Source organism: Corynebacterium sp. c24Ua_83 (assembly GCF_039907245.1).
GTDB lineage: Bacteria > Actinomycetota > Actinomycetes > Mycobacteriales > Mycobacteriaceae > Corynebacterium.
Genome location: NZ_JASBOI010000005.1, coordinates 48,120 through 74,450, shown reverse-complemented (window position 1 = coordinate 74,450; position 26,331 = coordinate 48,120). Strand labels below are relative to the sequence as shown.

Genomic DNA, 26,331 nt, shown 5'->3' with positions numbered 1-26,331 from the left:
TGGATCTTTATCGAATCGTTACCCCCTGGTGGGGGTGGATCTGAAGAAGGATCCGCCCAGGGGTTGTAGCTTTTCGCAGATCCGCTACTCTATTCCCCAGACGGCCTAGAGGGGGCGTCACTACCACAAGAAAATTATCGGGCTCAGAGGAACTGGCGCCCCCAATCTCTACAAGAGGAGAAACTAGTATGTTCGAGCAGATCAACAACATCTTCACCCAGCTGACCGACTTCTTCGGCGGCTTCAAGAGCATCTTCGAGGGCCTGGGCAAGGTTGCCGGCGTTATCAACGAGTGGGTTAACGGCAAGGCTGCGAAGTAAGCTTCCGCTTAACAGCTAAAACCCCGGCTTCGGCCGGGGTTTTTTCATGCCTTTCCTACCCCGTATGGTTCCGGCACATCTGTATAGCTGGGCTAAAAGCACTAGAATGGAAAGTGCTACTTAAATTTAAAAATCTTCAGGCGAAGGAGAACCCAGGCACATGGCCGAAGAAGAATTCCACATGGTTGATCTTGCCGCTACCGAGGGCTACTTGGTGGACGACTCGGATGAAGACGATCCGGTACTGATCACTCCGGACGGCCATCGGGTTGATACCTGGCGCGACCAGTACCCCTACGACGAGCGTATGAGCCGCGACGAGTACGAGACCACCAAGCGCGCCCTGCAGATCGAGCTTCTGAAGTTCCAGAACTGGACCAAGGACACCGGCCAGAAGCACATCATTATTTTCGAGGGTCGCGATGCTGCCGGTAAGGGTGGCACCATCAAGCGCTTCAACGAGCACCTGAACCCCCGTGGTGCCCGCACTGTGGCCCTGGAGAAGCCCTCCGAGCGCGAGTCCACCTCCTGGTACTTCCAGCGCTACGTCCAGCACTTCCCGTGCGGCGGCGAGATCGTCTTCTTTGACCGCTCCTGGTACAACCGCTCTGGTGTCGAGCGCGTGATGGGCTTCTGCACCAACGATCAGCACGCGGAGTTCCTGCGTGAGGTTCCGATGCTGGAGAACATGATCATGGGCTCGGGCATCTCTCTGACTAAGTTGTGGTTCTCCGTCACCCAGAAGGAGCAGCGCACCCGCTTTGCCATCCGTCAGGTGGACCCGGTTCGCCAGTGGAAGCTCTCCCCGATGGACCTGGCCTCCCTGGATAAGTGGGATGACTACACCCGTGCCAAGGAAGAGCAGTTCCGCTACACGGATACCAACGAGTCCCCGTGGATCACCATTAAGTCCAACGACAAGAAGCGCGCCCGCATCAACGCGATGCGCTACGTCCTGTCCAAGTTCGAGTACGCGGACAAGGACCACGAGGTCGTTGGCGAGCCGGATCCGAAGATCGTCAAGCGCGGCCGCGATCAGATCGGCGACTAATAGCACCCACCCGGGCTGGCCAGAAAAAGCCAGTACGCGAACAAGCCCCGGCTGCCCTGCGTAGGGCGACCGGGGCTTGTGTATGTAGAGGCTAGCTTTCCACGATCTCGATTGGATTGCCCTGCCACTTCGTTGCGGCGGGCACGTGGTCGCCGCGCATAACTAGTGACGCCGGGCCGACCGTCGCCGCCTGTTCGATCGCTGCGGCGGGCAGAGCCACGCTGTGGGATCCCATCGTCGCGCCGTCGCCCAGGGTGACGGTATCCAGGCTCATCACACGGTCCTGGAACAGGTGCGTCTGCACCACACAACCCGGGCCCACGCTGGCGCCCCGGCCAATGCTGACCAGGTCCGCCTCGGGCAGCCAGTAGGAATCCAGCCACGCACCCCGGCCGATCTTCGCGCCCAACGCACGCAGGAACATGTTCAGGCTGCCCGTGCCCATCGTGTTCGCCAGGAACCACGGGCCGGCCACGGTCTCCACGAACTGGTCCTGCAGTTCGTTGAGCCATACGAAGGCCGACCACAGCTCGTGCTCGCCTGGCTTGATGCGCTGCACACACAGCCACTTCATCAGTACTGTCACGGCTGCGGCCACGAAGCCAGCGCCGACCAGAACCAGGCCGGAGACCGCGAAGGCCTGCCAGATGCCCTGGTTCAGCAGCATCCACTGCAGCGCCAGCACCACGCCCGCCGCAATCATGGCGGAGGTCATCGGCGCCAGCAGGCGCAGGGTCTCCACGATGCCGCGAGCCACCTTCAGGCCGAAGCCCGGGTTGTAGGTGCGGGACTCGCCACCGGCCTCCACGGCCACGCGGCGCAGGCGCTCCGGCGGGGAGCCCAGCCAGTTGCTGCCGGACTTCGTCTTCACCGGGGTAGAGGAGAGCACGGCCACCAGGGAGTTCTTCTTCAGCGTGCGATCCGGGCCGGCGATACCGGAGTTGCCCAGGAAGGATCGCTTACCCACCTTCGTGTTACCGGTAAGCATCCAGCCGCCACCGCCGAGCTCGTAGCCGCCGACCATCGTGTCGTCCGCCAGGAACGCGCCCTCGCGCACCTCGGCGAAGCGCGGCACCATCACGGCGGTGGAGATCTCCGCATCCTTGCCCACCTTGGCGCCCAGGCTGCGGAACCACAGCGGGGTCAACTGTGCCGCGTACATCGGGAACAGCTGAGTGCGGGCGCTGTCCATCAGGCGCTCAACTGCCCAGACGCGCCAGCCGCTGAGGCTGCGCACGGCCACCACGCCCGGCTTCAGGCCTGTGGACAGCAGACGGACGGACAGCCACGTCAGTGCTGCGTACGTTGCAAATGCCACCAGACCACCAACTGCGGCGATGGGAAGCACCAGCAAGGGGGCGTCAACAGGAACGAGCCACAGCACAAACGCTGCAGCGACGAACAGAGCCACCAGGGGCAGGAACGACATCGCGATGGCGCTCAGCGCGTAGAGCCAGAACCACAGGGTGCGGCGTGGGGCGGCGTGCTCCGGGAAACGATTGCGGGCCTTGCCGACCTTCACCGCAGGCGAACCTGCCCACTGCGAACCGGCCTTGACCTTCTTGGCTCCCGTGACGGCTGAGCCGGGCTCGATGTGAGCGCGGGCGCCGATGCGGGCACCGGGGAACAGGGTGGAGCGGGCGCCGACGGAGGCGTCCTTGCCAACCTCGATTCTGCCGACATGCAGCACATCGCCCTCCAGCCAGTAGCCGGAAAGATCCACCTCCTGCTCGATGGAACAGTGCTTGCCCAGGGTTAGCAGGCCAGTGACGGGCGGCAGGGTGTGCATCTGAGCGCCTTTTCCGACCTTCGCGCCCAGCCAACGGGCATAAGTGGTAATCCATGCAGCACCGGAGACATCGCGCGCGCCGGAGGAATCCGCCACGCGCTCCGCAGCCCAAATGCGCAGGTGAACAGAGCCACCGCGCTTATAGTCGCCCTCGCCGATGCCCGCCGTAATCAGGCGGATCAACAGTGCGGACAAAGGCAGGCGGCCCAGCGGGGTGGCGAAGACGATCACCGCGGCGATGACCACGGCCCAAGGAACGTCTACCACCCACGGCACGTCGCCCGACCACGAGGAACCGTGGAACAGGATCGCGTTGAATACCAGGATCCAGGTGACCCACTGCGCGCCCGCGAGGGTGAGCGCCGGAATCTGGATCAGGGCCTGCGCAAGGCGGGTGCCGATGCCCACCGGCTTGGCGGGTGTGACGTCCTTAGCCTGTGCGGCCTGGCCAGTGCCCGCGCTGCCGGACTTTTCTCGCAGAGAGTCGATGTGGTCTGCCAGCGCGCCCAGGCGGGAGTGATCGTAGAGATCACGCACGCTGACGGTCGGAACCTCCCGGCGCACGCGGCTGATCAGCGTGGCCGCACCCAGGGAGGTGCCGCCGAGGTTGAAGAAGTCCGCATCCGGGCTGGTTACGGCCGTGCCGAGCGCGTCGGCGAACAGCCCCGCCAGCCACTGCTGGGTGGGGTTGTCGAACTCCGCGTTGCCACTGGAAGGCAGCGGCCATGGCAGGGCTTTCTTGTCCACCTTGCCGGAGGTCGTCACCGGCAGCTCGTCCAGCGCGCACAGGCGAGGAACCATGGCAGCGGGCATGGAATCACGCAGCTGGTCTAGCGCCTGCTGCTGGTCGAAGTCCTCGACGTTGCCCTCGGTGGAGACGTAGCCCACCAGCACCTTGTCGCCACCGCCGGTGGTCTGCACCACGACGGTGGAGCTGCGTACTCCGGGGAGGGCGGACAGCGCGGCGTCTACCTCACCGAGTTCGATTCGACGCCCACCGATCTTCACCTGGTCGTCGATACGACCGACGAAGTACAGGCCGTCTTCCTCGAGGCGCACATGGTCGCCGGAGCGGTAGGCGCGTTCCCAGCCGAGCTCCGGCATGGGCGCGAACTTTTCCGCATCCTTCTCCGGATCCAGGTAGCGGGCCAAGCCGACGCCGCCGATGATCAGCTCGCCGGTCTCGCCCCAGCCCACCGGCTGGTTGTTCTCGTTAACGACAGCCAGATCCCAGCCGCGCAGGGGAGTGCCGATGGAAACCGGGCGCACTCCGTCCATGGTGGTGCCGCAGGCCACGACGGTGGCCTCGGTCGGGCCATAGGTGTTCCACAGCTCGCGGGAATCGGTGGCCAGGCGGGCGGCCAACTCTGGCGGGCAGGCTTCGCCGCCGAAGATCAGCAGACGCACGGCATCCAGGGCCTCATCGGGCCAGAGACCGGCCAGGGTCGGCACGGTGGAAACGGCCGTGACGCTGCGGGAAACCAGCCAAGGGCCCAGATCCACGCCAGAGCGGACCAGGGCGCGCGGGGCGGGTACCAGGCAGGCGCCGTGGCGCCATGCCAGCCACATTTCCTCACAGGAGGCGTCGAAGGCCACGGACAGTCCGGCCAGCACGCGGTCTCCGGGGGCCAGTGGCTCGTCCTGCAGGAACATCTCTGCCTCCGCGTCCACGAAGGCAGCCGCGTTGCGGTGGGTGACCGCCACGCCCTTCGGCTTGCCGGTGGAACCGGAGGTGAAAATGATCCACGCATCGGTCTCCAGGTCCGGGCCGAATGCCTTGCTGGAGGCTGCCCCAGGGGCTGCCTGCAGGTGTGCGTCGACTAGTTGCAGCCCGTCAGCGCCGTAAATCGCGGCCACGCCGGCCTCGCCGAAGATGAGGGAGGCTCGCTCCTCCGGGTCGTCGGCGTCAACAGGTACATAGGCAGCACCGACGGCCAAGGTGGACAGAATAGCGATGTAGAGCGAGCGATCACCGCTGGGCACACGAATGCCGATGCGGTCGCCGCGCCCGAGGCCACGTTTATGCAGCCACTCGGCGGTTTCGTTGATCTCGTCGAGCAGCTCGGAATAGGTAATGACCCCCTTGCCGTCGTCGATGGCGGGGGCTTCAGGGCACGCCGAAGCTGTCGCACGCACAATGTCGATGAGCGTGCGTGGCTCCGGTGCCTCGTGGGAACGGAGGTACCGGGAAGGAATCTGCACCTTTCGCCTAGGCCTCCTCGGTAGAGATAATGGCCTTTGCCAGCTTGCTCAAGTGCTTAAGCTGCTTGGAAGTGGATTCGTCCAGCGCCTTATCCTCTGCGGTGGCGACCAGAGGGGAGAGACTGGTGTAGGTCTTAGTGCCCTTCTTGGTCACCGAGATGATTTGGCGACGACGATCCTTGGGATCCTTAACCCTCTTAGCAAGGGAGCGCTCTTCCAGGGAGTCAACCAGGCGAACCATGTCGGAGCGGTCCACTCCAAGGATTTCGCCTAGTGTGGCCTGGCTTGCTGCATCGCCATCGACGAGGCACGCAAGAACCCAGAATTCGCGCAGGTTGAAGCCCTTATCCGCGAGCGCGGTCTCTACGAAGTCGCGGGTGCGGCGGCGTAGGCGCTCAAGCTGGAATGAGGGCGAAGACAACAAGTCAGCGGGTAGCGGCGTGTTTTCGGACATGCCACAAATATAACGCCGACCATGGGTCTTGTCTAATTGTGGGGCTGCCCCACGATGGGGAGTCCGGCGTCTCGCCAACCGGCCGTGCCATTGGCGACGTTGATCGCGTCGATGCCGTTCTGCTCCAGCCACTGGCAGGCGCGTGCAGAGCGCCCGCCGGACAGGCAAATCAGGTAAATGTCCTCGTTCAGATCCAGCTCGCCGTAGCGGGCCTGTAGCTCGGAGAGTGGCAGGTTGGTCGCGCCCTCGGCGTGCCACTGGTTGTATTCATCCACCTCACGAATGTCGATCAGCTGGGCGCCAGCAGGAACATCGGTGGGCTGTACTGTTTCGAAATCACTCATGGCGCCCCATTGTAGGCAAGGTGGCAAAGGTGTGGACAACCAGCGAGATGGAGTTAAATGGATGGGGCACCCCGGTGGAATGCCGCCGGGTCGTCTACGCAGGAGGTTGAATTGGCGCACGCCAGCGAGCAAGCCGATGCCGAAGAACAGGCTGACCTTTCGCGAGGTCTCACAGCCGCCGAAGTAGAGGAGCGCACGCAGCGCGGCGAGGTGAATACGCAGAGCCGCGGAACGGGCCGGAGCGTGGCGCAGATCCTGCGCACCAACATCTTCACCCGCGTCAATGCCATCCTCGGCGTGCTGTGCGCGATCGTTCTGTCTACCGGTTCGGTCATCAACGCCGCCTTCGGCTTGCTCATTATTGCTAACTCCGCGGTGGGTGTGGTCCAGGAGCTGCGTGCGAAGAAGACCCTCGACAAACTGCGCATCGTCGGCGAATCGGAATCCACCGTCATCCGCGACGGTGAGGAAAGGACCATCCCGCAGCACGAGGTCGTCCTCGGGGACATCATCAAGCTGCGCAGTGGGGACGAGGTCGTGGTGGACGGCACGGTGGTGGCCGGCTCGCTGCGCGTCGACGAGTCCCAGCTGACCGGCGAGGCCGATGCTGTGAGCAAGGGCGAGGGCGACGAGATCCTCTCCGGATCCTTCGTCAACGAAGGCTCCGCAGTTTTCCGCGCAGATAAGGTGGGCGACGAGGCCTATGCCGCACGCCTGGCCTCGCAGGCCAGCGAGTTTTCGCTGACCGACTCTGTGCTTATGAATGGCATCAACAGCATCCTCAAGGTAATCACCTGGCTGCTTATCCCCACCGGCATCCTTACGATCTGGACCCAGCTGGTTCGCTCCGATACGGGTCTGCGCGAATCCATCCTTTCCATGGCTGCGGCGATCGTCCCGATGGTGCCGGAGGGGCTGGTTCTTATGACCTCCATCGCCTTCGCTGCGGGCGTGATTCGCCTCGGCAAGTACAAAGCCCTGGTCAATGAGCTCGTCGCTATCGAAGGTCTCGCGCGCGTCGATACGGTATGCACCGATAAAACCGGCACCCTCACCACCAATGAAATGGAGCTGGATTCCATCGTCGCCGCGGACGGTAGCGAAGCGGACGAAGCCTGGGCGCGCAACCTCGCCTCCATGCTGAACGCTCAGGACGACCTGAACGACACTGCCCGCTCCATTGTGGCCGGGCTGCGCGAGCGCGGTGTGGAGCCCGACCAGTGGCAGGGCCACGAGATTCCCTTTAACTCGCGCTACAAGTTCTCCGGGTTCGCCTGCTCGGACGCCACCGCCTGGATCATGGGCGCCCCCGACGTGCTTCTGCGCGAAGGCGGTCGCGCCGCAGAAACGGCCAAACAGCTGGGCGATCAGGGGCTGCGCATCCTCGTGTTCGGCAAGCTCGAAGGCGCCGACGGGGAGGCCTGGGCCAACACGGACGACCTCAGCATGGATTCCGCCCCGCAGCTGACCAAACCGGTGCTCGTGGTGCTTCGGCAGCAACTGCGCTCCGACGCCCGCGAAACGCTCGCGTATTTCGACGATCAGAACGTGGACATCAAGGTGATCTCCGGCGACAACTCGGATTCCGTGGCGGCGGTCGCGCGCAAGGCAACCGACCGGGATCTCGTGGCGGTGGACGCCCGCACGCTGAACAGCCTGGACGACGAAGCCTTCGATGCGGAGATCAAACGGGGAAATGTCTTCGGGCGGGTCAGCCCGGAGCAAAAACAGCAGATGGTGGAATCTTTGCACCGCCAGGACCGCACGGTGGCCATGACCGGCGACGGCGTCAACGACGTACTGGCGCTGAAAAAGGCAGACATTGGAGTGGCCATGGGCTCGGGCGCACCCGCAACGCGCAGCGTGGCGCAGCTAGTGCTGCTGACGAACAAGTTCTCCGCACTGCCGCGAGTGGTGGCCGAGGGACGCCGGGTGATCGGCAACATCGAGCGCGTGGCGCACCTGTTTCTGACGAAGACGGTGTACTCGGTGGTGCTGGCGCTGTTGGTGGCGGTGCTGGGAATCTCTTTCCCATTCCAGCCGATTCACGTGACGATCACCGGCTGGTTCACCATCGGCATTCCGGCGTTCATACTTTCGCTGGCTCCGAACACGGAGCGTCCGCGGGACGGGTTCGTCAGGCGCGTGCTGTCATTGGCGATTCCCTCCGGTGTGCTCATCGGAGGTATCTGCGTTACGATGTGGATCATTATTTACCCCGGGGCGGAGGTGCCGGAGATTCAGCGGCAACAGGCCGGTACTGCCGTGCTGCTGGCGCTGATCGTCATGGGGTTGTGGGTGCTGGGGATTGTGGCGCGGCCGCTGAATTGGTGGAAGGTGCTTCTGCTGGCCGGCTGTGTGGGCGGCTACCTGGTGATCTTCCTGGTGCCGCCGCTACGTGAGTTGTTGATTCTGCACACGGGCAACCTGAAGCTGATGTTCACGGGGTTGGCCGTGGGTGCGGGCGGGGCGGTGCTCATTGAGGTTGTGCACCAGATCGCCGCCCGCCGGCAAGCGGCTGTGAGTTAGCCCTTGTAGCGCTCGATGGCTTCGTCGAGGATCTTCACTGCTTCCTCAGCGTTGCCCCAACCGGAGCCGTTGACTTCCTTGCCCGGCTCCAGGTCCTTGTAGTGGACGAAGAAGTGCTCGATCTCGTTCTTGGTGAACTGGTCGATGTCCTCGATGTCCTGGAACTGGTCGAAGCGGACGTCGTCCAGCACGCACAGTAGCTTGTCGTCGCCGCCGGCCTCGTCGGTCATCTTGAACACGCCAACCGGGCGGGCTTCAACGATCACGCCGGGGAAGACCGGCTCCGGCAGGATCACCAGTGCGTCCAGCGGGTCGCCGTCCTCGCCCAGGGTGTGGTCGATGAAGCCGTAGTCGGCCGGGTATGCCATCGGGGTGAACAGGTAGCGGTCGAGGTGAACCTTGCCGGTCTCGTGGTCGATCTCGTACTTGTTGCGGGAACCCTTCGGGATTTCAACGGTTACTTCGATTTTTTTGCTCATGCGCACCATTCTAACCGAGCGCCTTTTTTCGGCTAGGGTGAAACGAGTGAGTGAGCGGAAGTCCCTGAAAGTATGGCTGTGGAGCATCCTCGCCTTCGTGGTCGTTGTCGCGGTCGTGGTGGGGGCTGCTGTGGTGTGGTCGCTGAACGGTCGCTACGAGGTGCAGGCCGCCGAGCAGCTGGCTGAGCCCACCCCGGCGATGCACGCACCCGAGGGGGAAGTACCGGATGTGCAGGCCGCTATTCAGCGCGCTGCAGCGGATCCGGCGCTGGGAGTTTTGTCCGCCTCCGTCACCGATGTTGAGACCGGCGAGGTGCTGTGGGCGAAGGATGAGAACCGGAAGCTCACCCCGGCTTCTGCCACCAAGCTGTACACGGCGGCCGCCGCGATCCTGGCGCTGGAGGAAGATAGCCGCTGGTCCACCGACCTACTGCAGGATCCGAACGATCCGGGTCGGCTGATCCTGCGCAGCGATGGCGATATTTCGCTGTCCCGCGATGGCTATGGCTTCTTCACCGATGCCGCCTCGGTAGCCAAGCTGGCCGAGAAGGTGAAGAAGAAGCTGGGCGGCCAGGCCGTGACCTCCATCGTCGTGGACAATTCGATCCGCTCCGGCGACCTTTTCAACAAGACCTGGGATCGCGAGGATATCGACGGCGGCAATGTCGCCAACCTGGATGCCGTCATGCTCGATGCCGGGCGCCTCGATCCTTATACCTCCGACTCCGCCCGTTCCCACAACCCTGGCGAGGATGTGGGGCGCGCTCTCGCCAATGCGCTCGGCGCGGATGCGGAGGTCACTGTTTCTAAGGAAGTGACGCCCAGTCTCGGTGACCAAGACCCCATCGCAAGCGTTAAGTCCGCGCCGCTGAGCGTGCGCCTGCGCGACATGTTGGTGCACAGCGACAACATCATGGCCGAGGCCATTGGCCGGGAGATTGCGGAGGCTCGAGGTAAACCGCAGACCTTCGAGGGCGCCACGAGCGCGACCCTCGACGTGCTGAAGGAACACGGCATCGATACCAAGGATGCAACGCTCTTTGATAACTCCGGCATGAGCGAGAAGAACCGCCTGACTGCCCACGAGCTAGACGGGGTGCTCTCCAACAAGGAGGTGCGCGACATTCTGGACATGCTGCCGGTGGCCAGCGTGGAGGGCACCCTGGAGGCGCGCTATGGTTCCGGCTCCGGTGCGGAGGACTCCGCCGGTTGGGTGCGCGCCAAGACTGGCACTCTTTCCGGAGTGAACGCCCTGGCCGGGACTGTTATGACGGACTCGGGGCGGGCGCTGACGTTTGCGTTCCTCTCCAATGAGTCCGATCCGAACTCCGCCCGCCCGGCGCTGGATCGGTTGGCGAACGCGGTGCGTTCAGCCGAGTAAGCCATGAGTGTGCAGTCGCAGATCCGGGCATGGCTGCGAGAGCTGGAAACCAGCCCCGAGTTCGCAGCGCGCGCGGAACAGGTTCGCGCCGGGGTGGCAGTGGGGCTATCCGGCGGGGCAGACTCCCTGGCTCTGGTGCACGGCCTGCTGCGCTGCGGGGTGAAGGTACACGCGGTGGTGGTGGACCATCAGCTGCAGGAAGGCTCCGCACAGGTGGCGCGGCAGGCCGCGGATACCGCGCGCTCCCTCGGGGCGGCGGCGGAGATCCGCACCGTCGAAGTGGAAGGCCCAGGGGAGGGGCCGGCGCGCCAGGCGCGCTACGAAGTCCTCGGCGTGGCAGCCGCCGGGCGGCCTCTCTTGGTGGCTCACACGGCGGATGACGACGCAGAAGGGATGCTCATCGGGCTGGTCCGCGGATCCGGGGCGGAAGCCATCGCCGGGATGCGATCCGTACACACCGACCACGCGGCCGTGGCCGCGGGGGCCGTGTGGCTCGGCCGTCCGCTGCTGAACTGCACTCGCGCGGATACGGAGGCAGAATGCCGCGCCGCCGGCCTTAGTTGGTGGGAGGATCCGCACAATTCCAGCGACACCTTCCTGCGCAGCCGCATCCGCACCCATGTGCTGCCCTACCTGCAAGATGCGCTCGGGGAGCACATCGGTGCGAACATGGCCCGCACCGCGCGGATGCTCCGCGAAGACGTCGAGCTACTCGACGAGCTCGCTGGACGGGAGCTGCAGGCGGCGGAGGAGGGGGCGTCATTAAACTGCACTGAACTACAACAGCAACCAGCGGCACTGCGGCGTAGGGTGCTCAAACAATGGCTGGCAGACAAAGCCGGACCCCTCACGAGCGCGCACCTCAACGCGATAGACGCGCTGGTCATCGCATGGAAAGGGCAGGGAGGGGCAGCAGTGCCGTGGCCACAGAACCAACCTGCATCCACCTTGCAACGGCGCACCCACCGCCTGGTCGTGCAACGTCGCGATGGGTACCTGCAGTTAGCGACTGTCCCCAGGTCGTAGCTGCGCGCTAGAATGCCAGGCAGGCACAAAACGGCGAAGCCAATGCAGCGGAGCCAAGTCAGCGAAGCCACACTGCGAAAGCACTGCGAAACAAACGAGGAAAACGAGGTCTGCGATGCACAGCGAGAAGAACTTCAATGTCCCGGAAAACCCTTACGGCGACGATCTAGAAAGTATCCTCATCGACGAGGAAACGCTGCACGCCCGCATCAACGAGCTGGCCAAAGCCACAGCTGACCGCTTCCGCGACGAGGAAGACGACCTCATCCTGATCTGCGTGCTGAAGGGCGCGGTGTTCTTCATCACCGACTTCGCGCGGGCGATCGACATTCCGACGCAGCTGGAGTTCATGGCCGTGAGCTCCTACGGAAACTCCACTAGCTCCTCCGGTGTGGTGCGCATCCTGAAGGACCTGGACCGCGACATCGAGGGCCGCAACGTGGTGATCGTCGAGGACATCATCGACTCCGGCCTGACCCTTTCCTGGCTGCTGAAGAACCTGCGCAACCGCAACCCGAAGTCCCTGTCCGTCGTTACGCTACTGCGCAAGCCGGAGGCGCAGAAGGTGCAGATCGACCTGGCCGAGGTCGGCTTTGACATCCCCAACGAGTTCGTTGTGGGCTATGGCCTGGACTTTGCCGAGCGCTACCGCGACCTGCCCTACGTGGGCACCCTGAACCCGCGCGTTTACCAGTAAAGCGCTGGGCTGAAATCCATTAAGCTCCAAATAGCGCTGTTCGCACGGCAATTTAAACCAACAACACTCTAGGAAATATGGACAAGAAGAAGGTATTGAGGATCGCGGGCATTGTCTCTGTGATCCTCATCGCGATCTATGCGTTCGGTGTTTTAACTGATGACGCCCGCGGCTACGACGAGGTCGAGACCTCAATAGCCCTGAAGCAGCTGGAAGACAAGAACGTCAAGGAAGCTCAGATCAACGATCGTGAGCAGCAGGTACAGCTGAAGCTGAAGGACTCTATCGAGGTCGAAGGCAAGAAGGACATCGAGCAGGTCATCGCGAAGTACCCCGGCCGGGCCGCGCCTGAGATCTTCGACGCGGTGAAGAAGTCCGAGGCGGAGAAGTACAACACCAAGGTCACTGAGGATAGCTTCCTGGGCAGCCTGCTGGTGATGCTGCTGCCGATGCTGCTGATCTTCGGCCTGCTGATGTTCATGCTGTCCCGCATGCAGGGCGGCAGCGGCATGGGCGCCTTCGGCTTTGGTAAGTCCACTGCCAAGCAGCTGAATAAGGACAACCCGGACACGACCTTCGACGACGTCGCCGGGGCCGACGAGGCTGTGGAGGAGCTGGACGAGATCCGCGACTTCCTGACCGACCCGAGCCGCTACGAGGCGCTGGGAGCGAAAATCCCGCGTGGTGTGCTGCTGTACGGCCCGCCCGGTACGGGTAAGACGCTGCTGGCCCGCGCCGTGGCCGGCGAGGCAGGCGTGCCCTTCTTCACTATCTCCGGTTCCGACTTCGTGGAGATGTTCGTCGGCGTGGGTGCCTCTCGCGTGCGCGACCTGTTCAAGCAGGCGAAGGAGAACTCGCCGTGCATCATCTTCGTCGACGAGATCGACGCGGTCGGCCGCCAGCGTGGCGCCGGCATGGGCGGCGGTCACGACGAGCGTGAACAGACCCTGAACCAGCTGCTGGTGGAGATGGACGGCTTCGGCGACCGCGACGGAGTGATCCTGATGGCCGCCACCAACCGCCCGGACATTCTGGACCCGGCGCTGCTGCGCCCGGGCCGCTTCGACCGCCAGATCCCGGTGACCAACCCGGACCTGGCGGGCCGCGAGCAGATCCTGAACGTGCACGCGAAGAACAAGCCGCTGGCCAAGGACGTGGACCTGAAGTCGCTGGCCAAGCGCACTGCGGGCATGTCCGGCGCGGATCTGGAGAACGTGCTGAACGAGGCCGCCCTGCTGACCGCCCGCGTGGACGGCAACGTGATTACCGCCGACGCGCTGGAAGAGGCCACCGACCGCGTGGTGGGTGGACCGCGCCGCAGCTCGAAGATCATCTCTGAGCACGAGAAGAAGGTCACCGCCTACCACGAGGGCGGCCACACACTGGCCGCCTGGGCGATGAAGGACATCGACCGCGTCTACAAGGTGACGATCCTGGCGCGAGGCCGCACCGGTGGCCACGCCATGACCGCCCCCGAGGACGACAAGGGCATGTACAACCGCTCCGAGCTGTTCGCCCGCCTGGTCTTCGCCATGGGCGGTCGCGCTGCCGAGGAGCTGGTCTTCGGCAACCCGACCACTGGTGCTTCTGCGGACATTGAGATGGCTACGAACATCGCCCGCGCGATGGTGGTGGAGTACGGCATGAGCCCGGTTGTGGGTGCTGTGAAATACGGCCAGGACGACGGCGACCCGTTTGTCGGCCGTGGCGGCCAGAGCGGCAATCAGCCGTCCCAGAATGTGGCCAACCAGATCGACGAGCAGGTGCGCATGCTGATGAACAAGGCCCAGCAGGTGGCCTACGACGTGCTGCGTGAGAACCGGGACTACCTGGACACCCTGGCTTCCAAGCTGCTGGAGAAGGAGACTCTGCGCCGCCCGGACCTGGAGGCCATCTTCGAGGGCATCGATACCCGCGAGGTTGCAGACATCTTCCCGATGCAGGATCTGGATCGCCCGTGCGACCACCGCGAGCCGGTGAAGACCCCGGTCGAGCTGGCCCGCGAGCGTGGCGAGGAGCCTCCGGAGAAGACCAATTTCTTCTCCGCTGCCCGCCGTGCCCGCATGGAAAAGCGCAAGGCGCAGAACGAGCAGCGCCAGGCCGAGCGCCTGCAGCATGGCCAGCAGGGTCAGCACGCCCAGCAGGGTCAGGGCACCGCCCGCCCGGTGGCGCCGGAGGAGGAGCGCGGCTTCCGCCTGCCCGACAACGAGCAGCCAGATCACCAGCCGGAGAAGCCCGCGCAGCAGAAGCAAGCTGTGCAGCCCGCGCAGCCTGGACCACAGGCAGAGAAGTCCGCGCAGGCAGAGCAGCAGCGTCCGCAAGACTCACAGGAATCGCAGGCGCGTTACCGCCGCGGTGAGATGCCGGAGCAGACGTTCCCTTGGGATAAGCACAACGGTGGCTACAACGGCAACGAGTCCGGTGGCCAGCACAGGCAGGAAGACAAGTAGTGAATAACCCACAGCAGCCGCTCGACCCCGGCTCCTTCGACCAGGAGCGGGCAGAGGCGGCCATCCGCGAACTCCTTTTCGCCATCGGCGAAGACCCCGACCGTGAGGGTCTGCAGGAAACCCCGGCCCGTGTGGCTCGCGCCTACCGCGAGACGTGCGCCGGGCTGTACGAGGACCCCACGGAGGTTCTCAACAAGACCTTCAGCGAGGATCACCGCGAGCTGGTGCTCGTGCGCGACATCACCTTCTACTCCATGTGCGAGCACCACCTGGTGCCTTTCTTCGGCAAGGCGCACATCGGATACATCCCCGGTGAATCCGGCAAGGTCACAGGCCTGTCCAAGTTGGCCCGCCTGATCGACGGCCTGGCAAAGCGCCCGCAGGTTCAGGAACGCTTGACCTCGCAGGTGGCCGACGCGCTGGTGGACAAGCTGGATCCTTCCGCAGTGATCGTCGTCCTGGAGGCCGAGCACCTGTGCATGGCCATGCGCGGCATCCGTAAGCCCGGCGCCAACACGGTGACCTCCGCGGTCCGTGGCGGATTCCAGAAGAACGCGGCCTCCCGCGCAGAGGCAATGGCGCTGATTCGGCCGTGACGGGTTCTGTTGTGACTGACCCCAGCGCGAACAACCCCCAGCGCACTCTCGTGATGGGCATCCTCAACGTCACTGAGGATTCCTTCTCCGACGGCGGGGCCTACCCGGACACCGCGGCCGCGCTGGCTCACGCCGAGGCGATGGTCGCCGACGGCGCGGACATCATCGACGTCGGCGGAGAGTCCACCCGCCCGGGCGCCACCCGTGTCGCCCCAGAGGTCGAGGCCGCCCGCATCACCCCCGTCATCGAGGAACTGTCCCGCCGGGGAATCGCCACCAGCATCGACACGATGCGGGCATCCACGGCGCGGGCCGCCTGGAAAGCGGGCGTCACCTACCTCAACGACGTCTCCGGCGGCCTGGCGGATCCAGACATGCTTCCGCTGGCCGCGGAATCCGGCCTGCCGATCATTCTGATGCACTGGAACAAGGGAAACGCTGCGGACTTCGCCGGAGCCGAGGGCTACCACGACCACGGCGAGGACATCGTCGGCCACGTCATCGGTTGGCTCGAGCAGAGGATCGAAGCGGCGGAGGCGGTAGGCGTCACAAAGAAACAGATTTACCTGGACCCCGGCATCGGGTTCGCGAAAACTCCGCAGGAAAACTGGCAGTTGCTCGGCGCCACCGACCGGCTGGTGCAGATGGGCTATCCGGTGCTGGTGGGGGCCTCGCGCAAGCGTTTTCTCACCGCGCTGCGCCCCGCGAGCGACGGCAACCCCGGCAGCCCGGAATCGGCGGACGATGCGACGGCGGCCACCTCCGCGCTGGCGGCGGCAGTTGGCGCGTGGGCCGTCCGGGTGCATAAGGTAGCCCCGACACGGGCCGCAGTGGACGTCGCACACGCGATGGCCACCGGACGCGGCCCCGACATCGACGAGCAATGGAGGGCGCGACGTGGCTGACCGCATCGAGCTCATCGGCGTGGAGGCTTTCGGCCACCACGGCGTGTTTTCGCACGAAAAGGACACCGGCCAGAAGTTCATCGTGGACATGGTGGTGTGGACGGACTTCCGCGCCGCGGCAGATTCGGACTCGTTGGAAGACACGATCAACTACGTGCAGCTGGCTGACATCGCGGTGAACGCGGTGGAGGTGCAGGAAGGCCACGACCTGATCGAAACCCTGGCCTCGAACATCGCGGACCAGATCGCAGAGCTGGGCGGGGTGTACGCCGTGGAGGTCACGGTGCACAAGCCGCAGGCGCCGATCGCCCACCCGTTCGGCGACGTGCGGGTGGTAGCTCGGAGGTCCAAGCGATGATCACGGCCTTCCTGGGAATCGGCTCGAACATGCCCGGCGACGTGGGCAGCCCCACCGCACAGATCGAACGCGCCTACGAGCTGTTGGCGATGCACCCGGCCATCGAGATTGTGGAGAAGTCGCGGATCTTCATCACCCCGCCGTGGGGTGGGGTGGAGCAGCAGGAGTTCCGCAACTCCGTGGTGGCCTTGCGCACGTCGCTGGATCCGCTCGCGCTGCTGCACCACTGCCAATTCGCCGAGGCCGTCGCGGGGCGGGAGCGCGAGGTTCGGTGGGGCCCGCGCACCGTCGATGTGGACATTCTTTTTGGTTTTGACGCCCAGTCCCAGCCCCTACAGTCCCAGGGGAAGTGGGGGTTTGAGCTGGTTATTCCGCACCCCTACGCCCACGAGCGGGCGTTTGTGCTGGTGCCGCTGAGCGACTTGCAGTTGGCCAGGGAACCCTGGTGTACCTTGGGCGGACGAGGCATCCTGGAATGGCTGGAAGAGGTTGATCCGGCCGAACGGGAAGCCATCGTCCCGGCGGATCGATCCGAACTATCGGATCCTGGCGAGAACTAAAGACGAGGAATACAGAGGCAGCACATGAGCCCGCTGAAGCGCACGAAGATCTCCACGCTAGCTGTCGTGGCGATCGTATGCGCCCTCATCGCCTGGGTCAGCACGCTGAGCTTCTATGGAAGCTTCCCACCGATTAAGACCACCGGCTCCGTGTTGTTGTGGGTCTTTGCAATCGTGTGCGCCGTGGCGGGCTGGGTGATCCGCAAGCGCATCGGCAGCAGCAGCGGGGTGGGGATGGATCGCACGCAGATGCAGCCGACAACTGTGGTTCAGTGGCTGGCGCTCGGCCAGGCCACGGCGTGGGCCGGGTCGGTGTTCCTGGGAGTGTTCGTCGGGGCGGGACTTTATGTTCTGCCGAACGCGGGGCACCTCATGGCCGCGGAGGCTGATGCGCCGGGCGTGATCGCCGGAGCGCTGGGGGCTCTGGCGGCCGTTGCGGCTGGGGTTTGGTTGGAGCGCAGCTGCGAAGCGCCACCGCCAGATGCGCCATTAACGCCCAACGGGCTCGACGTTGGGTAGTGTGTTGTCCATGAGCTTCCAGCAGACTCCTAAGCCACAGCAGTCTCACCAGCCGCAGTCGCAGCCCTTTGACGGGCGCCAGTCCCTGGAACCCCTGGGGTATGAGGACGACTCTAACTTCCAGGGCTCTTCCGTGGCGGCCAACGAGCCTTCGGGGCTCTCCCGCTTCCTCATGTTTGGCCTGGTGGTTCTGGCGCTGCTGGCCAGCGTGCTGATGCTGTTCATGGATTCCGATGGTTGGCTGAAGGTGGCGCTTATCGCCGCCCTCTGGGCTGCCTTCTTCGGCGTGGTGCTGGTGCTGCGCTACTCAGGTGCCCTGAAGCTGGCGCGCGAGCAGGCGGAGAACCAGGAGAGCTACTTCCAGTCGCAGCTGGAACACGAGCGCGCACAGCTGGAAAAGCGCGAGGCTGCAACACAGGCGAAGTATGCCGCAGAGGCCAAGAAGTCCCAGGACCAGCGCGATAAACACCTGGAGGAGCTGCGTGCGGAGCTGGCTCACATGCGCAAGCAGCTGGCGGAGCTGACCGGTGAGAACTTCGACGAGGGCGAGCAGCGCGCCGTGCGTGCGACCGCCGAGCGAGTCCGCGAGCTGGGGCACAGCACCGGCGGACAGGCGCCCCGAGCTGCAGGCGGTTCTGCCGGACGCGTAGCCGGGCAGACTGCAGGTCAGACGCAGTCGGCGGGACAGAAGTCGGCGGGCCAGCAGGAAGCCCAGCCGCACAAGGCGCAGCACCGCAGCAAGCCGAAGTTCAACAGCGGAACCTTCGCCGCCGTGAACTGGACCGGCCAGGACTCCGAGGAGACCTCCCAGCTGCCGCTGGTTGTGGACACCACCGCGATGGACGAGGCGAAGCGCGCAGAGCACAAGGCCACTCAGCAAAAGCCCACTCAGCCCAAGCCCGCCCAGAAGCGCCGCGCGCAGATGCCGAGCGCCGAAGCCGTTCGCCCCAGCCGTGCCCGCACTAGCGCCGCCCAGGAAGCTGGCGCCCAGGACGCTGCCGCGAAGCAGGCTGGGCAGGCTGAGGCGCAGACTGAGGCAACGGCAACCACCCACGGTCGCCGTCGCGCCGACGAGGTGGAAAACGGCCTCACGGTCGCAGAGCTGATGCAGCGCTTCAAGAATCGAGAGAAGTAAAACCAACCTGTGACAGGCCCGGAAACTAGCTCGGATATTCAACAGCCACGCCTCTCCGTCGGCATTATCTCCGCCGGGAAAGTAGGCGTGGCTTTGGCGGAGGCCTTCGCACGCGCCGGCCACCACGTGCACGGCATCTATGCGCATTCGGCACGTTCGGAAGAGTTGGCGTCCCAAAGAATCCCGAACATCCCCCGCATCAACCTAGACAGCACCGCCCACGCCGCGCTCGTGGTGCTGGCGGTGCCGGATCCGAAGCTGCCCGAGGTGGTGGAGGAAGTTGCGCAGCACACGCGCGATGGGCAGATCGTGGCGCACGTCTCCGGGGCGTTTGGCTGCGAGATCCTGCAGCCGATCACCGATACTGGCGCGCTGCCGCTGGCTCTGCACCCGGCGATGACCTTCACCGGCACCCCGGCCGATAGCGAGCGGCTGGACGGCTGCGCATGGGGTGTGACCAGCGACTCCGAAGTCGGCGATGTGGTCGCGCAAACCCTCGTGGCCAGCCTCGGCGGAGTGCCCGTTGCTATCCCCGAACACCGCCGGGCGGCCTACCACGCGGGGATGGCGCACGCGGCCAACCACCTGGTGACCCTTCTGACGGACGCCCAAGAGATCCTGGACCGTGTGATGGAAGCGCCAGGGGAGAGCCCCGACAGCGCCCTGCTGCTGCGCCGCATCGCCCACGCCGCGGTGGATAACGCGCTGGAAAAACGCATGGACGGGCTGACCGGTCCGGTGGCCCGCGACGACGCAGAGGCCGTGATGCGCCACCGCGCCGCGCTGCGAGAACTGGGGGACGGGGAAGGCTCAGCCGAGGAGGGGCCAGCCGAGGCCGCCTACACTGCGATGGCTCGCCGCACCGCGCTTAAAGCGGGGGCTATTGAGGTCGAAAGACTGCTGGATCTAGAGTAAGAGCCATGACGTTCACACCTGGCCAAGCAGAGGTTTTCACCGAGATCGAGAAGATCGGGCAGCTCACCCGCGCCATGCGCAAGGCGGGCCGCCCCGTGGCGCTGGTGCCCACGATGGGCGCGCTGCACGAGGGGCACCTCTCGCTGGTGCAGGCCGCCCAGCAGATCCCGGGCGCACTGGTTGTGGTCAGTATTTTCGTGAACCCCCTGCAGTTCGCCGAGGGGGAGGACCTGGATGCCTACCCGCGCACCCTCGATGAGGACGTGGCAAAGCTGAAGGCTGCGGGCGTGGACGCGGTATTTGCTCCCAGCCCCCGCGAGATGTACCCCAACGGGCCGCGCACGACTATCCACCCGGGCGAGGTCGGCCGCATTCTGGAGGGCGCCCACCGCCCGACCCACTTCGCGGGCGTGCTGACGGTCGTGAACAAGCTCTTCACTATCACACACTGCGGCCATGCCTTCTTTGGGGAGAAGGACTATCAGCAGCTGTTGCTGATCCAGCAGATGGTTACGGACCTGAACATGGAGGTACAGGTCCACGGCGTGCCGATCGTGCGCGAGGCCGATGGTCTGGCGAAGTCCTCCCGCAACGTCTACCTTTCCGACGAGGAGCGCGAGCTTGCCCTCACCCTGTCCGCCGCCCTGACCGCCGGTGCTTTCGTGGCCGAGCAGGGCCCTGCGGCGGTGCTGCAGACTGCCGGATCTATTCTGGACGCCGCCTCGGGCGTGGACGTCGACTATCTTGAGCTGCGCGGTACGGACCTTTCCGACACTCCGGAGGACGGAGAGGCCCGCCTGCTGGTGGCGGCGCGCGTTGGAACCACGCGCTTGATCGACAACGTGGGCGTGCCCCTGGGAACTGGTTTCAAGGGGCTGGACGACGGCGGCGAGCCCGCGGACAACGCAGGTGAGTAGAACTGAGCAGAACTGAGTAGAGCTGAGTAGGACCATGAGCGACGAACTCGAAACTTTGAAGCGCCACTCGCACCCCTTCGTGGATATTTCAGCCGGGGAGTACTGCGCCAGCATCTCCACCTTCGGTGGCGGACTGCGCAGCCTGGATTACGCGGGCAAGCCCCTGGTGGTTTCCTACCCAGAGGGCGCCTACCCGCCGCTATCCTCCGGAATTGTGCTGGCCCCATGGCCGAACCGCACAGCCGACGGGGTCTTCGCCCACGACGGCGTGCTGCACCGTTTGGACATCACGGAGCCGGGCCGCGCCACCGCGATCCACGGATTCGTGGGGCAGATGGCCTGGCACGTTGCCGACCAAGGCGAGGACTTCGTGACGCTGGAGCTGTCCACCGGCCTGCGCCAGGGATGGCCGTGGCCGCTGCGCATGCGGGTGACGTGGTCGCTCGATGCGAATGAGGGGCTGCGTGCCGTCTTCGACGTCCGCAACGAGGCCGATGCTTCCTGCCCCTTCGGCCTGGGCTGGCACCCATACCTGAGCGCTCTGGGAGCCCCGCTTGATGATTGCGTGTTGCACCTGCCTGTCAGCACGAATCTGCCTTTGGATTCCGTGCGTAACCTGCCCGCCGGCCCAGAGTTTCCGGCTCGCCGGGTGCTGCCAGATGTGGAATTCGGCCAGCGCATGGCCGGGGTGTGGCTGGATCACTGCTTCGGCGAGATCGGTGCGCAGGAGGAGGCACTGGCCGAAGCTCGACTGCTGAACCTCGACGGCGAGGGCGTGCGCCTATGGGTAGGCGAGGGCTTCGACTGGTTCCAGGTGTTCACGGCCGACCCGGCCCGCCGCGAAGGCTATCCCGGCGTGGGGCGGGCCCTGGCCGTCGAGCCGATGACGTGTCCGCCGGACGCTCTACGCTCCGGCCGAGACCTCATTCGCCTACAACCAGGCGAAAAACACAGCTTCGAATGTGGAATTTCTTTTGTTCCGAGTGAGGGCGTCACAAATTAGAAAAAGTACTTTTGGAAATAGAAAAAAATTTCCGTTAGTACGCCCCGCGGCGTTAGAATGCGAGATGCATAAAGTATCCAATAGTTCTCGTCGCTGGTAGTTGAAAAATAAGACGATTGGCGCCTGGGACGGGAACATGACGTTCCTGGAGGTTCGCAGCTATGACGGCTGAAGGACTACGCCTGGACGCGAGCTGGGTAGACTACGCGCTGGTCGCCCTCTACTTCGCGTTCGTCCTGGGCATCGGTTGGGCCGCAAAGTCCAAAGTGTCCAGCTCAATCGACTTCTTCCTCTCCGGCCGCTCGTTACCCGCATGGGTGACGGGCCTGGCCTTCATCTCCGCTAACCTGGGTGCCGTAGAAATCGTGGGCCACTCGGCCAACGGCGTGCAGTACGGCTTCGAAACCATGCACTATTTCTGGATCGGCGCGATCCCGGCGATGGTGTTTCTCGGCATCGTGATGATGCCTTTCTACTATGGCTCCAAGGTGCGTTCCGTGCCGGAGTTCATGCTCCGCCGCTTCGGCAAGGGCGCACACCTGGTCAACGGCCTCTCCTTCGCCGTAGCCCAGTTGCTGATTGCCGGTGTGAACCTGTTGCTGCTGGCCAAGGTGGTTAACTCCCTGCTCGGCTGGCCGCTGTGGGTCACGCTGGTGGTGGCCGCGGCAATCGTGCTGTCGTACATCACCCTCGGTGGCCTTTCCGCTGCCATCTACAACGAGGTGCTGCAGTTCTTCGTGATCATCGCGGCCCTGCTGCCGCTGACGATGATTGGCCTGCACCAAGTCGGCGGCTGGTCCGGCCTGCAGGAGAAGGTTGCAGACCCGTCGCACTTCCACACCTGGCCAGGTACTGAAATCTCGGGCTTCGACAACCCGATCGTCTCCGCGATCGGCCTGGTCTTTGGCCTGGGCTTCGTGCTGTCCTTCGGCTACTGGACCACCAACTTCGTGGAGGTACAGCGCTCCATGGCAGCCGATTCGCTGTCGTCTGCACGCAAGACCCCGATCATCGGTGCATTCCCGAAGATGTTCATCCCGTTCCTGGTGGTCATCCCGGGCATGGTCGCCGGCGCGACCGTCACCCCGATCATGGATGGTTCCGCCGAACCGAACGACGCGATCCTGTACCTGATGCGCGACCTGCTGCCGAACGGCCTGCTGGGCGTGGCCATCGCGGGTCTGCTAGCCGCGTTCATGGCCGGCATGGCGGCTAACATTTCCGCCTTCAACACCGTGTTCTCCTACGACATTTGGGAGTCCTACATCGTCAAGGATCGCGACGACGAGTACTACCTCAAGGTCGGCCGTATCGCGACCGTCGGCGCCACCGTCATTGCCGTGTTCACCGCCCTGCTGGCCTCCAACTTCGGCAACATCATGGACTACCTGCAGACGCTGTTCGGCTTCTTCAACGCGCCACTGTTCGCCACCTTCATCCTGGGTATGTTCTGGAAGCGTATGACGCCCACCGCAGGTTGGGTGGGTCTGGTTTCCGGTACGGGCGTGGCAATCGTCTACTGGGCTGTGGCCACCTTCGGCAGCACCGACGCAACGTTCTTCAACCTGCCGGGTCAGGGTACGGCCTTCGTTGCGGCCTCCCTGGCGTTCGTCACGGACATCATCGCCTCCGTCCTAGTCTCCCTGTTCACCGAGCCGAAGCCGGACGAGGAGCTGGTGGGCTTCGTTAAGTCCGTCACTCCGAAGGAGAACCTCACGGACGCCGCCGAGGCCACCCTGCCGTGGTACCGCCGCACCGTCCCGCTGGGCATCCTCTGTCTGGCAATGGTGCTCGTCCTCAACATCGTGTTCGCCTAAGAGCGCTTAAACTTTCAGAAAGGAGTGAACGGACACAATGGCTAACAACACGGCTAACAAGACGGCTAAGAAAACCAAGCGTTCCCACATGGCCGGCGCTTTCGACATCCGCAACGTCATCGGCTCCCTCATGGGCCTGTACGGACTTGTGCTTTTGCTCAGCTACTTCCTGCTGGACCCGGGCATGGATGTGACCACCGGCGAGCCGAAGAACGAAACGTATAACCTGGTCTGCGGGCTTGCCATGGTCGTCGTGGCGGCGGTCTTCTTCCTGTGGACCAAGCTGGATCCGGTCAAGATCGACGAACCTGCCGACACCGCGGAGTCTGCAGATCCCGCTGATCCCGCTGATCCCGCCGATTCACCGGCCTCGCGATCTAAGTAACGCACATGCCCGCCCCACCCGGAGGCGGGCATTTTTAAACTAAGCACCATCCCCACCCAAGGACTTTTTAGGAAGTGATCCACGCTGTGCAGCACGAATTTAAAGTAACCCGAACCACGCTGGCGGACGGCCGCGAGCTGCTGTACTTCGACGACGAGCCGGCCTACGTTGCGGGGGAGAAGCAGCGCGAGCTGCACGATTCCCGCGATCTGCCGCAAGCTACCACGGAATCCGAGATGCGCCAGGACCCGCTGACGGGCCAGTGGTACGTCTACGCCGCGCACCGCATGAACCGCACGTTCATGCCCCCGGCCAACGAGAACCCGCTGGCTCCCACCAAGCCCGGCGAGCTGCCCACCGAGGTGCCCGCCGACGACTACGACGTGGTGGTCTTCGAGAACCGCTTCCCGTCCCTGTCGGTCCACATGGAGGTGCCAAAGGACTTCGCTACGAACGTCGACGGCCAGGAGCTGTTCCCTCGCAAGCCCGCCATCGGCCGCTGCGAGGTCGTCTGCTTCACCCCGGACGTGAACTCCTCGTTCAGGGATCTGCCCTACGAGCGCGCCCGCACGGTTGTCGAGGCCTGGGCGCACCGTACCGCCGAGCTCTCCGCCATCGAGGGCATCCGCTACGTGTTCCCCTTCGAAAACCGTGGCAAGGAGATCGGCGTGACCCTGCAGCACCCGCACGGCCAGATCTACTCCTATCCTTTCGTCCCGCCGCGCGCCGCCGAGGTCGCTGCACGCGCTCGGGCGTTTAGGGAGCAAACTGGAAAGGATCTTTTTGACGCCACCTTGTCCGCCGAAAAGGCATCCGGCACCCGCGTACTTTTGGCCGGTGAGCACTTCACGGCCTATGTCCCGGCGGCAGCGAAGTGGCCGGTGGAGGTCATCCTCATGGCTAACCGGGCGGTCCCGGATTTCGCGGCGCTGAGCGACGAGGAGAAGGACGAGCTGACCCGCTTCTACCTGGATCTGTTGGGCCGCATGGATCGCTTCTTCGAGGGTGTGGAGCGCACCCCCTACATCGCCGCCTGGAACCAGGCGCCGGTGGGGGAGGACCGGGAGAACGGTCGCCTGTACTTGCAGCTGTATTCGATGATGCGCTCCCCAGGACGCATGAAGTTCTTGGCCGGTAGCGAGTCGGGCCAGGAGGCCTGGATCTCCGACACCACCCCGGAGAGGATCGCCGAGCGCTTCCGGGAGGTTGCCGACAATGCCAACTAGCCAAGCCAACTCAGCACAGAACGCCGCTACCCCGCGCTGGCTGCAGACCCGCTCCGAGGAGCAGGGCACTGCCGACGCGCAGTCCCTGTTCCAGCAGGTCTACAGCTACGAACCGGCGGGCGTGTGGTCCGCGCCGGGGCGCGTGAACCTGATCGGCGAGCACGTCGACTACGCCGATGGCATCAGCCTGCCCTTCGCGCTTTCCCAGCGCACCTACGTGGCAGCCGCCAAGAACGACGACGGTGTGTACCGTGTGGCCTCCCGCTTCGGCGAGCCCGCGGAGGTTGTCCACTTTGAGATCCCCGTCGCCGAGGTCGGCCCCGGCAACCCCGCCAACTGGGCGGGGTACGCCGTCGGCGCAATCTGGGCCGCTACCGAGGCTGGTCTGATGCCTGTCGGTGGGCTGGATCTTGCCATCGAGTCAGACGTTCCCGTCGGCGCGGGGCTCTCCAGTTCCGCTGCACTGGAATGCTCGGCGGCTCTCGCGGCCTACGACCTATACGGCGGCGCGCCCCTCAATGATGCGGCTCGCAGCGGGCTCATGGGGGCGTCCATAAGAGCAGAGAACGAGGTAGTCGGCGCCTCGACGGGCGGGCTTGACCAGCGTATTTCGCTGTTCGGTCAGGCCGGCCACGCGCTGGCCATCGACTTTGCCGAAGATAGCGCTACCCAAGTGCCTTTCGACATTGCTGCGCGGGGGCTGGCGATCCTCATTATGAACACGAACGCCCCGCACCAGCTGAACGACGGGCAATATGCCGCGCGACGCGCCGTGATTGACGGGGTGACCGCCGACCTGGGCGTTAGCAGCCTGCGCTTCGCCGAGGAGGCCGAGGACGCCTCCGTGGGCTGGGCCAAGTCCAACGACATGGATCCGGTGGTGGTGGCCGCCCGCGTGCGCCACGTGGTCAGTGAGATCGACCGTACCGCCGAAGCGATCCGCCAGGTCAGCGCCGGGGATATGGAGGCCTTCGGGCGGTCGATGCAGGGCAGCCACGCCTCCCTGCGCGATGACTACGAGGTCACCGTCCCGGAGCTGGATACTGCTGTGGACGTTGCGATGGCCGAAGGCGCGCTGGGCGCCCGCATGACCGGTGGCGGCTTCGGTGGCTCCGCGATAGCGCTGCTGCGCGAGGATCAGGTGGAGGCGACGGCCGCGGCAGTGGCCAGGGCCTTCGCGGAGAAGGGATTCAACGAGCCCGAGTTCGTGGTCGCCCTGCCGAGCGACGGCGCGCACCGGAACGCTTAAGCGGCTCGCTTTGAGCAACGCTTG

The 26,331-nt window shown here is 64.6% G+C and carries 24 protein-coding genes; 20 read left to right on the top strand and 4 right to left on the bottom strand.

The features are described 5' to 3' along the window. Positions 1 to 188: 188 nt before the first annotated feature. Positions 189 to 320: a PorACj family cell wall channel-forming small protein gene (locus tag QKE30_RS05535; protein WP_239200565.1), complete on the top strand. Its 132-nt coding sequence runs from the start codon at positions 189 to 191 to the stop codon at positions 318 to 320. A gap of 160 nt (positions 321 to 480) precedes the next feature. Continuing rightward, positions 481 to 1,371: a polyphosphate kinase 2 gene (ppk2, locus tag QKE30_RS05530; protein ID WP_034987296.1), complete on the top strand. Its 891-nt coding sequence runs from the start codon at positions 481 to 483 to the stop codon at positions 1,369 to 1,371. Between the two features lie 91 nt (positions 1,372 to 1,462). Here the strand turns inward: ppk2 and QKE30_RS05525 are convergent, their stop codons facing one another. Genes QKE30_RS05525 through QKE30_RS05515 form a run of 3 tightly spaced genes read right to left on the bottom strand, consistent with a single transcriptional unit; the run spans position 1,463 to position 6,160 of the window. Further along, positions 1,463 to 5,362, bottom strand: a complete 3,900-nt coding sequence (locus QKE30_RS05525; protein ID WP_239200563.1) for a Pls/PosA family non-ribosomal peptide synthetase — start codon at positions 5,360 to 5,362, stop codon at positions 1,463 to 1,465. Positions 5,363 to 5,369: 7 nt separating this feature from the next. Further along, complete coding sequence (locus QKE30_RS05520) at positions 5,370 to 5,816, bottom strand: MarR family transcriptional regulator (protein WP_239200553.1); 447 nt, start codon at positions 5,814 to 5,816, stop codon at positions 5,370 to 5,372. A 32-nt stretch (positions 5,817 to 5,848) separates the two neighbouring features. Beyond that, positions 5,849 to 6,160, bottom strand: coding sequence for a rhodanese-like domain-containing protein (locus QKE30_RS05515; RefSeq protein ID WP_035004725.1), 312 nt, complete (start codon positions 6,158 to 6,160; stop codon positions 5,849 to 5,851). A 57-nt stretch (positions 6,161 to 6,217) separates the two neighbouring features. On the opposite strand from QKE30_RS05515, the gene QKE30_RS05510 reads away from it, so the two are divergent. Next, positions 6,218 to 8,689 (top strand): HAD-IC family P-type ATPase, encoded by a 2,472-nt coding sequence (locus QKE30_RS05510; protein ID WP_347934295.1) that lies wholly within the window; start codon positions 6,218 to 6,220, stop codon positions 8,687 to 8,689. On the opposite strand, the gene QKE30_RS05505 is transcribed toward QKE30_RS05510, so the two are convergent. Further along, positions 8,686 to 9,168: an inorganic diphosphatase gene (locus QKE30_RS05505; RefSeq protein WP_034987400.1), complete on the bottom strand. Its 483-nt coding sequence runs from the start codon at positions 9,166 to 9,168 to the stop codon at positions 8,686 to 8,688. The two genes, QKE30_RS05510 and QKE30_RS05505, sit on opposite strands and share 4 nt — an antisense overlap. Positions 9,169 to 9,214: 46 nt before the next feature. Here QKE30_RS05505 and dacB point away from each other — a divergent pair, with 46 nt between their 5' ends. The 17 genes from dacB (at position 9,215) to galK (ending at position 26,307) form a co-directional block, all read left to right on the top strand. Continuing rightward, positions 9,215 to 10,549, top strand: a complete 1,335-nt coding sequence (gene dacB / locus QKE30_RS05500) for a D-alanyl-D-alanine carboxypeptidase/D-alanyl-D-alanine-endopeptidase (protein WP_347934294.1) — start codon at positions 9,215 to 9,217, stop codon at positions 10,547 to 10,549. A 3-nt stretch (positions 10,550 to 10,552) separates the two neighbouring features. Further along, positions 10,553 to 11,575: a tRNA lysidine(34) synthetase TilS gene (tilS, locus tag QKE30_RS05495; RefSeq protein WP_239200525.1), complete on the top strand. Its 1,023-nt coding sequence runs from the start codon at positions 10,553 to 10,555 to the stop codon at positions 11,573 to 11,575. 115 nt (positions 11,576 to 11,690) lie between these two features. After that, positions 11,691 to 12,272, top strand: a complete 582-nt coding sequence (gene hpt, locus QKE30_RS05490) for a hypoxanthine phosphoribosyltransferase (protein ID WP_347934293.1) — start codon at positions 11,691 to 11,693, stop codon at positions 12,270 to 12,272. 77 nt (positions 12,273 to 12,349) lie between these two features. Continuing rightward, complete coding sequence (ftsH, locus tag QKE30_RS05485; RefSeq protein ID WP_347934292.1) at positions 12,350 to 14,722, top strand: ATP-dependent zinc metalloprotease FtsH; 2,373 nt, start codon at positions 12,350 to 12,352, stop codon at positions 14,720 to 14,722. Next, entirely contained in the window at positions 14,722 to 15,318 is a 597-nt protein-coding gene (gene folE / locus QKE30_RS05480; protein ID WP_011272992.1) for a GTP cyclohydrolase I FolE, read from the top strand. The genes ftsH and folE overlap by 1 nt, the downstream gene beginning before the upstream one ends. Before the next feature lie 53 nt (positions 15,319 to 15,371). Further along, positions 15,372 to 16,223 carry a dihydropteroate synthase gene (gene folP, locus QKE30_RS05475; RefSeq protein WP_347934322.1) on the top strand — a complete coding sequence of 284 codons (852 nt, stop codon included), beginning with the start codon at positions 15,372 to 15,374 and terminating at the stop codon, positions 16,221 to 16,223. Continuing rightward, complete coding sequence (folB, locus tag QKE30_RS05470) at positions 16,216 to 16,581, top strand: dihydroneopterin aldolase (protein WP_035004717.1); 366 nt, start codon at positions 16,216 to 16,218, stop codon at positions 16,579 to 16,581. Before folP ends, folB begins: the two co-directional genes overlap by 8 nt. Further along, complete coding sequence (gene folK / locus QKE30_RS05465) at positions 16,578 to 17,141, top strand: 2-amino-4-hydroxy-6-hydroxymethyldihydropteridine diphosphokinase (RefSeq protein ID WP_239200510.1); 564 nt, start codon at positions 16,578 to 16,580, stop codon at positions 17,139 to 17,141. The genes folB and folK overlap by 4 nt, the downstream gene beginning before the upstream one ends. Positions 17,142 to 17,165: 24 nt before the next feature. Continuing rightward, on the top strand, positions 17,166 to 17,660 hold the full coding sequence (locus tag QKE30_RS05460; protein WP_239200500.1) for a DUF3180 domain-containing protein: 495 nt from the start codon (positions 17,166 to 17,168) through the stop codon (positions 17,658 to 17,660). Between the two features lie 10 nt (positions 17,661 to 17,670). Next, positions 17,671 to 18,795, top strand: coding sequence for an MrpF/PhaF family protein (locus QKE30_RS05455; RefSeq protein ID WP_239200490.1), 1,125 nt, complete (start codon positions 17,671 to 17,673; stop codon positions 18,793 to 18,795). Between the two features lie 9 nt (positions 18,796 to 18,804). After that, positions 18,805 to 19,710, top strand: coding sequence for a DUF2520 domain-containing protein (locus QKE30_RS05450; RefSeq protein ID WP_239200488.1), 906 nt, complete (start codon positions 18,805 to 18,807; stop codon positions 19,708 to 19,710). Between the two features lie 5 nt (positions 19,711 to 19,715). Continuing rightward, positions 19,716 to 20,627: a pantoate--beta-alanine ligase gene (panC, locus tag QKE30_RS05445; RefSeq protein WP_239200486.1), complete on the top strand. Its 912-nt coding sequence runs from the start codon at positions 19,716 to 19,718 to the stop codon at positions 20,625 to 20,627. A 34-nt stretch (positions 20,628 to 20,661) separates the two neighbouring features. Continuing rightward, the gene (locus QKE30_RS05440; RefSeq protein ID WP_239200484.1) at positions 20,662 to 21,630 is read left to right on the top strand and encodes an aldose 1-epimerase family protein; all 969 of its coding nucleotides are present in this window, start codon (positions 20,662 to 20,664) and stop codon (positions 21,628 to 21,630) included. A 161-nt stretch (positions 21,631 to 21,791) separates the two neighbouring features. Next, positions 21,792 to 23,447, top strand: a complete 1,656-nt coding sequence (locus tag QKE30_RS05435) for a sodium:solute symporter family protein (protein WP_239200482.1) — start codon at positions 21,792 to 21,794, stop codon at positions 23,445 to 23,447. Between the two features lie 37 nt (positions 23,448 to 23,484). Continuing rightward, entirely contained in the window at positions 23,485 to 23,832 is a 348-nt protein-coding gene (locus QKE30_RS05430; protein WP_239200480.1) for a hypothetical protein, read from the top strand. A gap of 74 nt (positions 23,833 to 23,906) precedes the next feature. Further along, positions 23,907 to 25,058, top strand: coding sequence for a galactose-1-phosphate uridylyltransferase (gene galT, locus QKE30_RS05425; RefSeq protein ID WP_239200478.1), 1,152 nt, complete (start codon positions 23,907 to 23,909; stop codon positions 25,056 to 25,058). Further along, positions 25,048 to 26,307 (top strand): galactokinase, encoded by a 1,260-nt coding sequence (gene galK / locus QKE30_RS05420; protein WP_239200476.1) that lies wholly within the window; start codon positions 25,048 to 25,050, stop codon positions 26,305 to 26,307. The genes galT and galK overlap by 11 nt, the downstream gene beginning before the upstream one ends. Positions 26,308 to 26,331 lie beyond the last annotated feature (24 nt).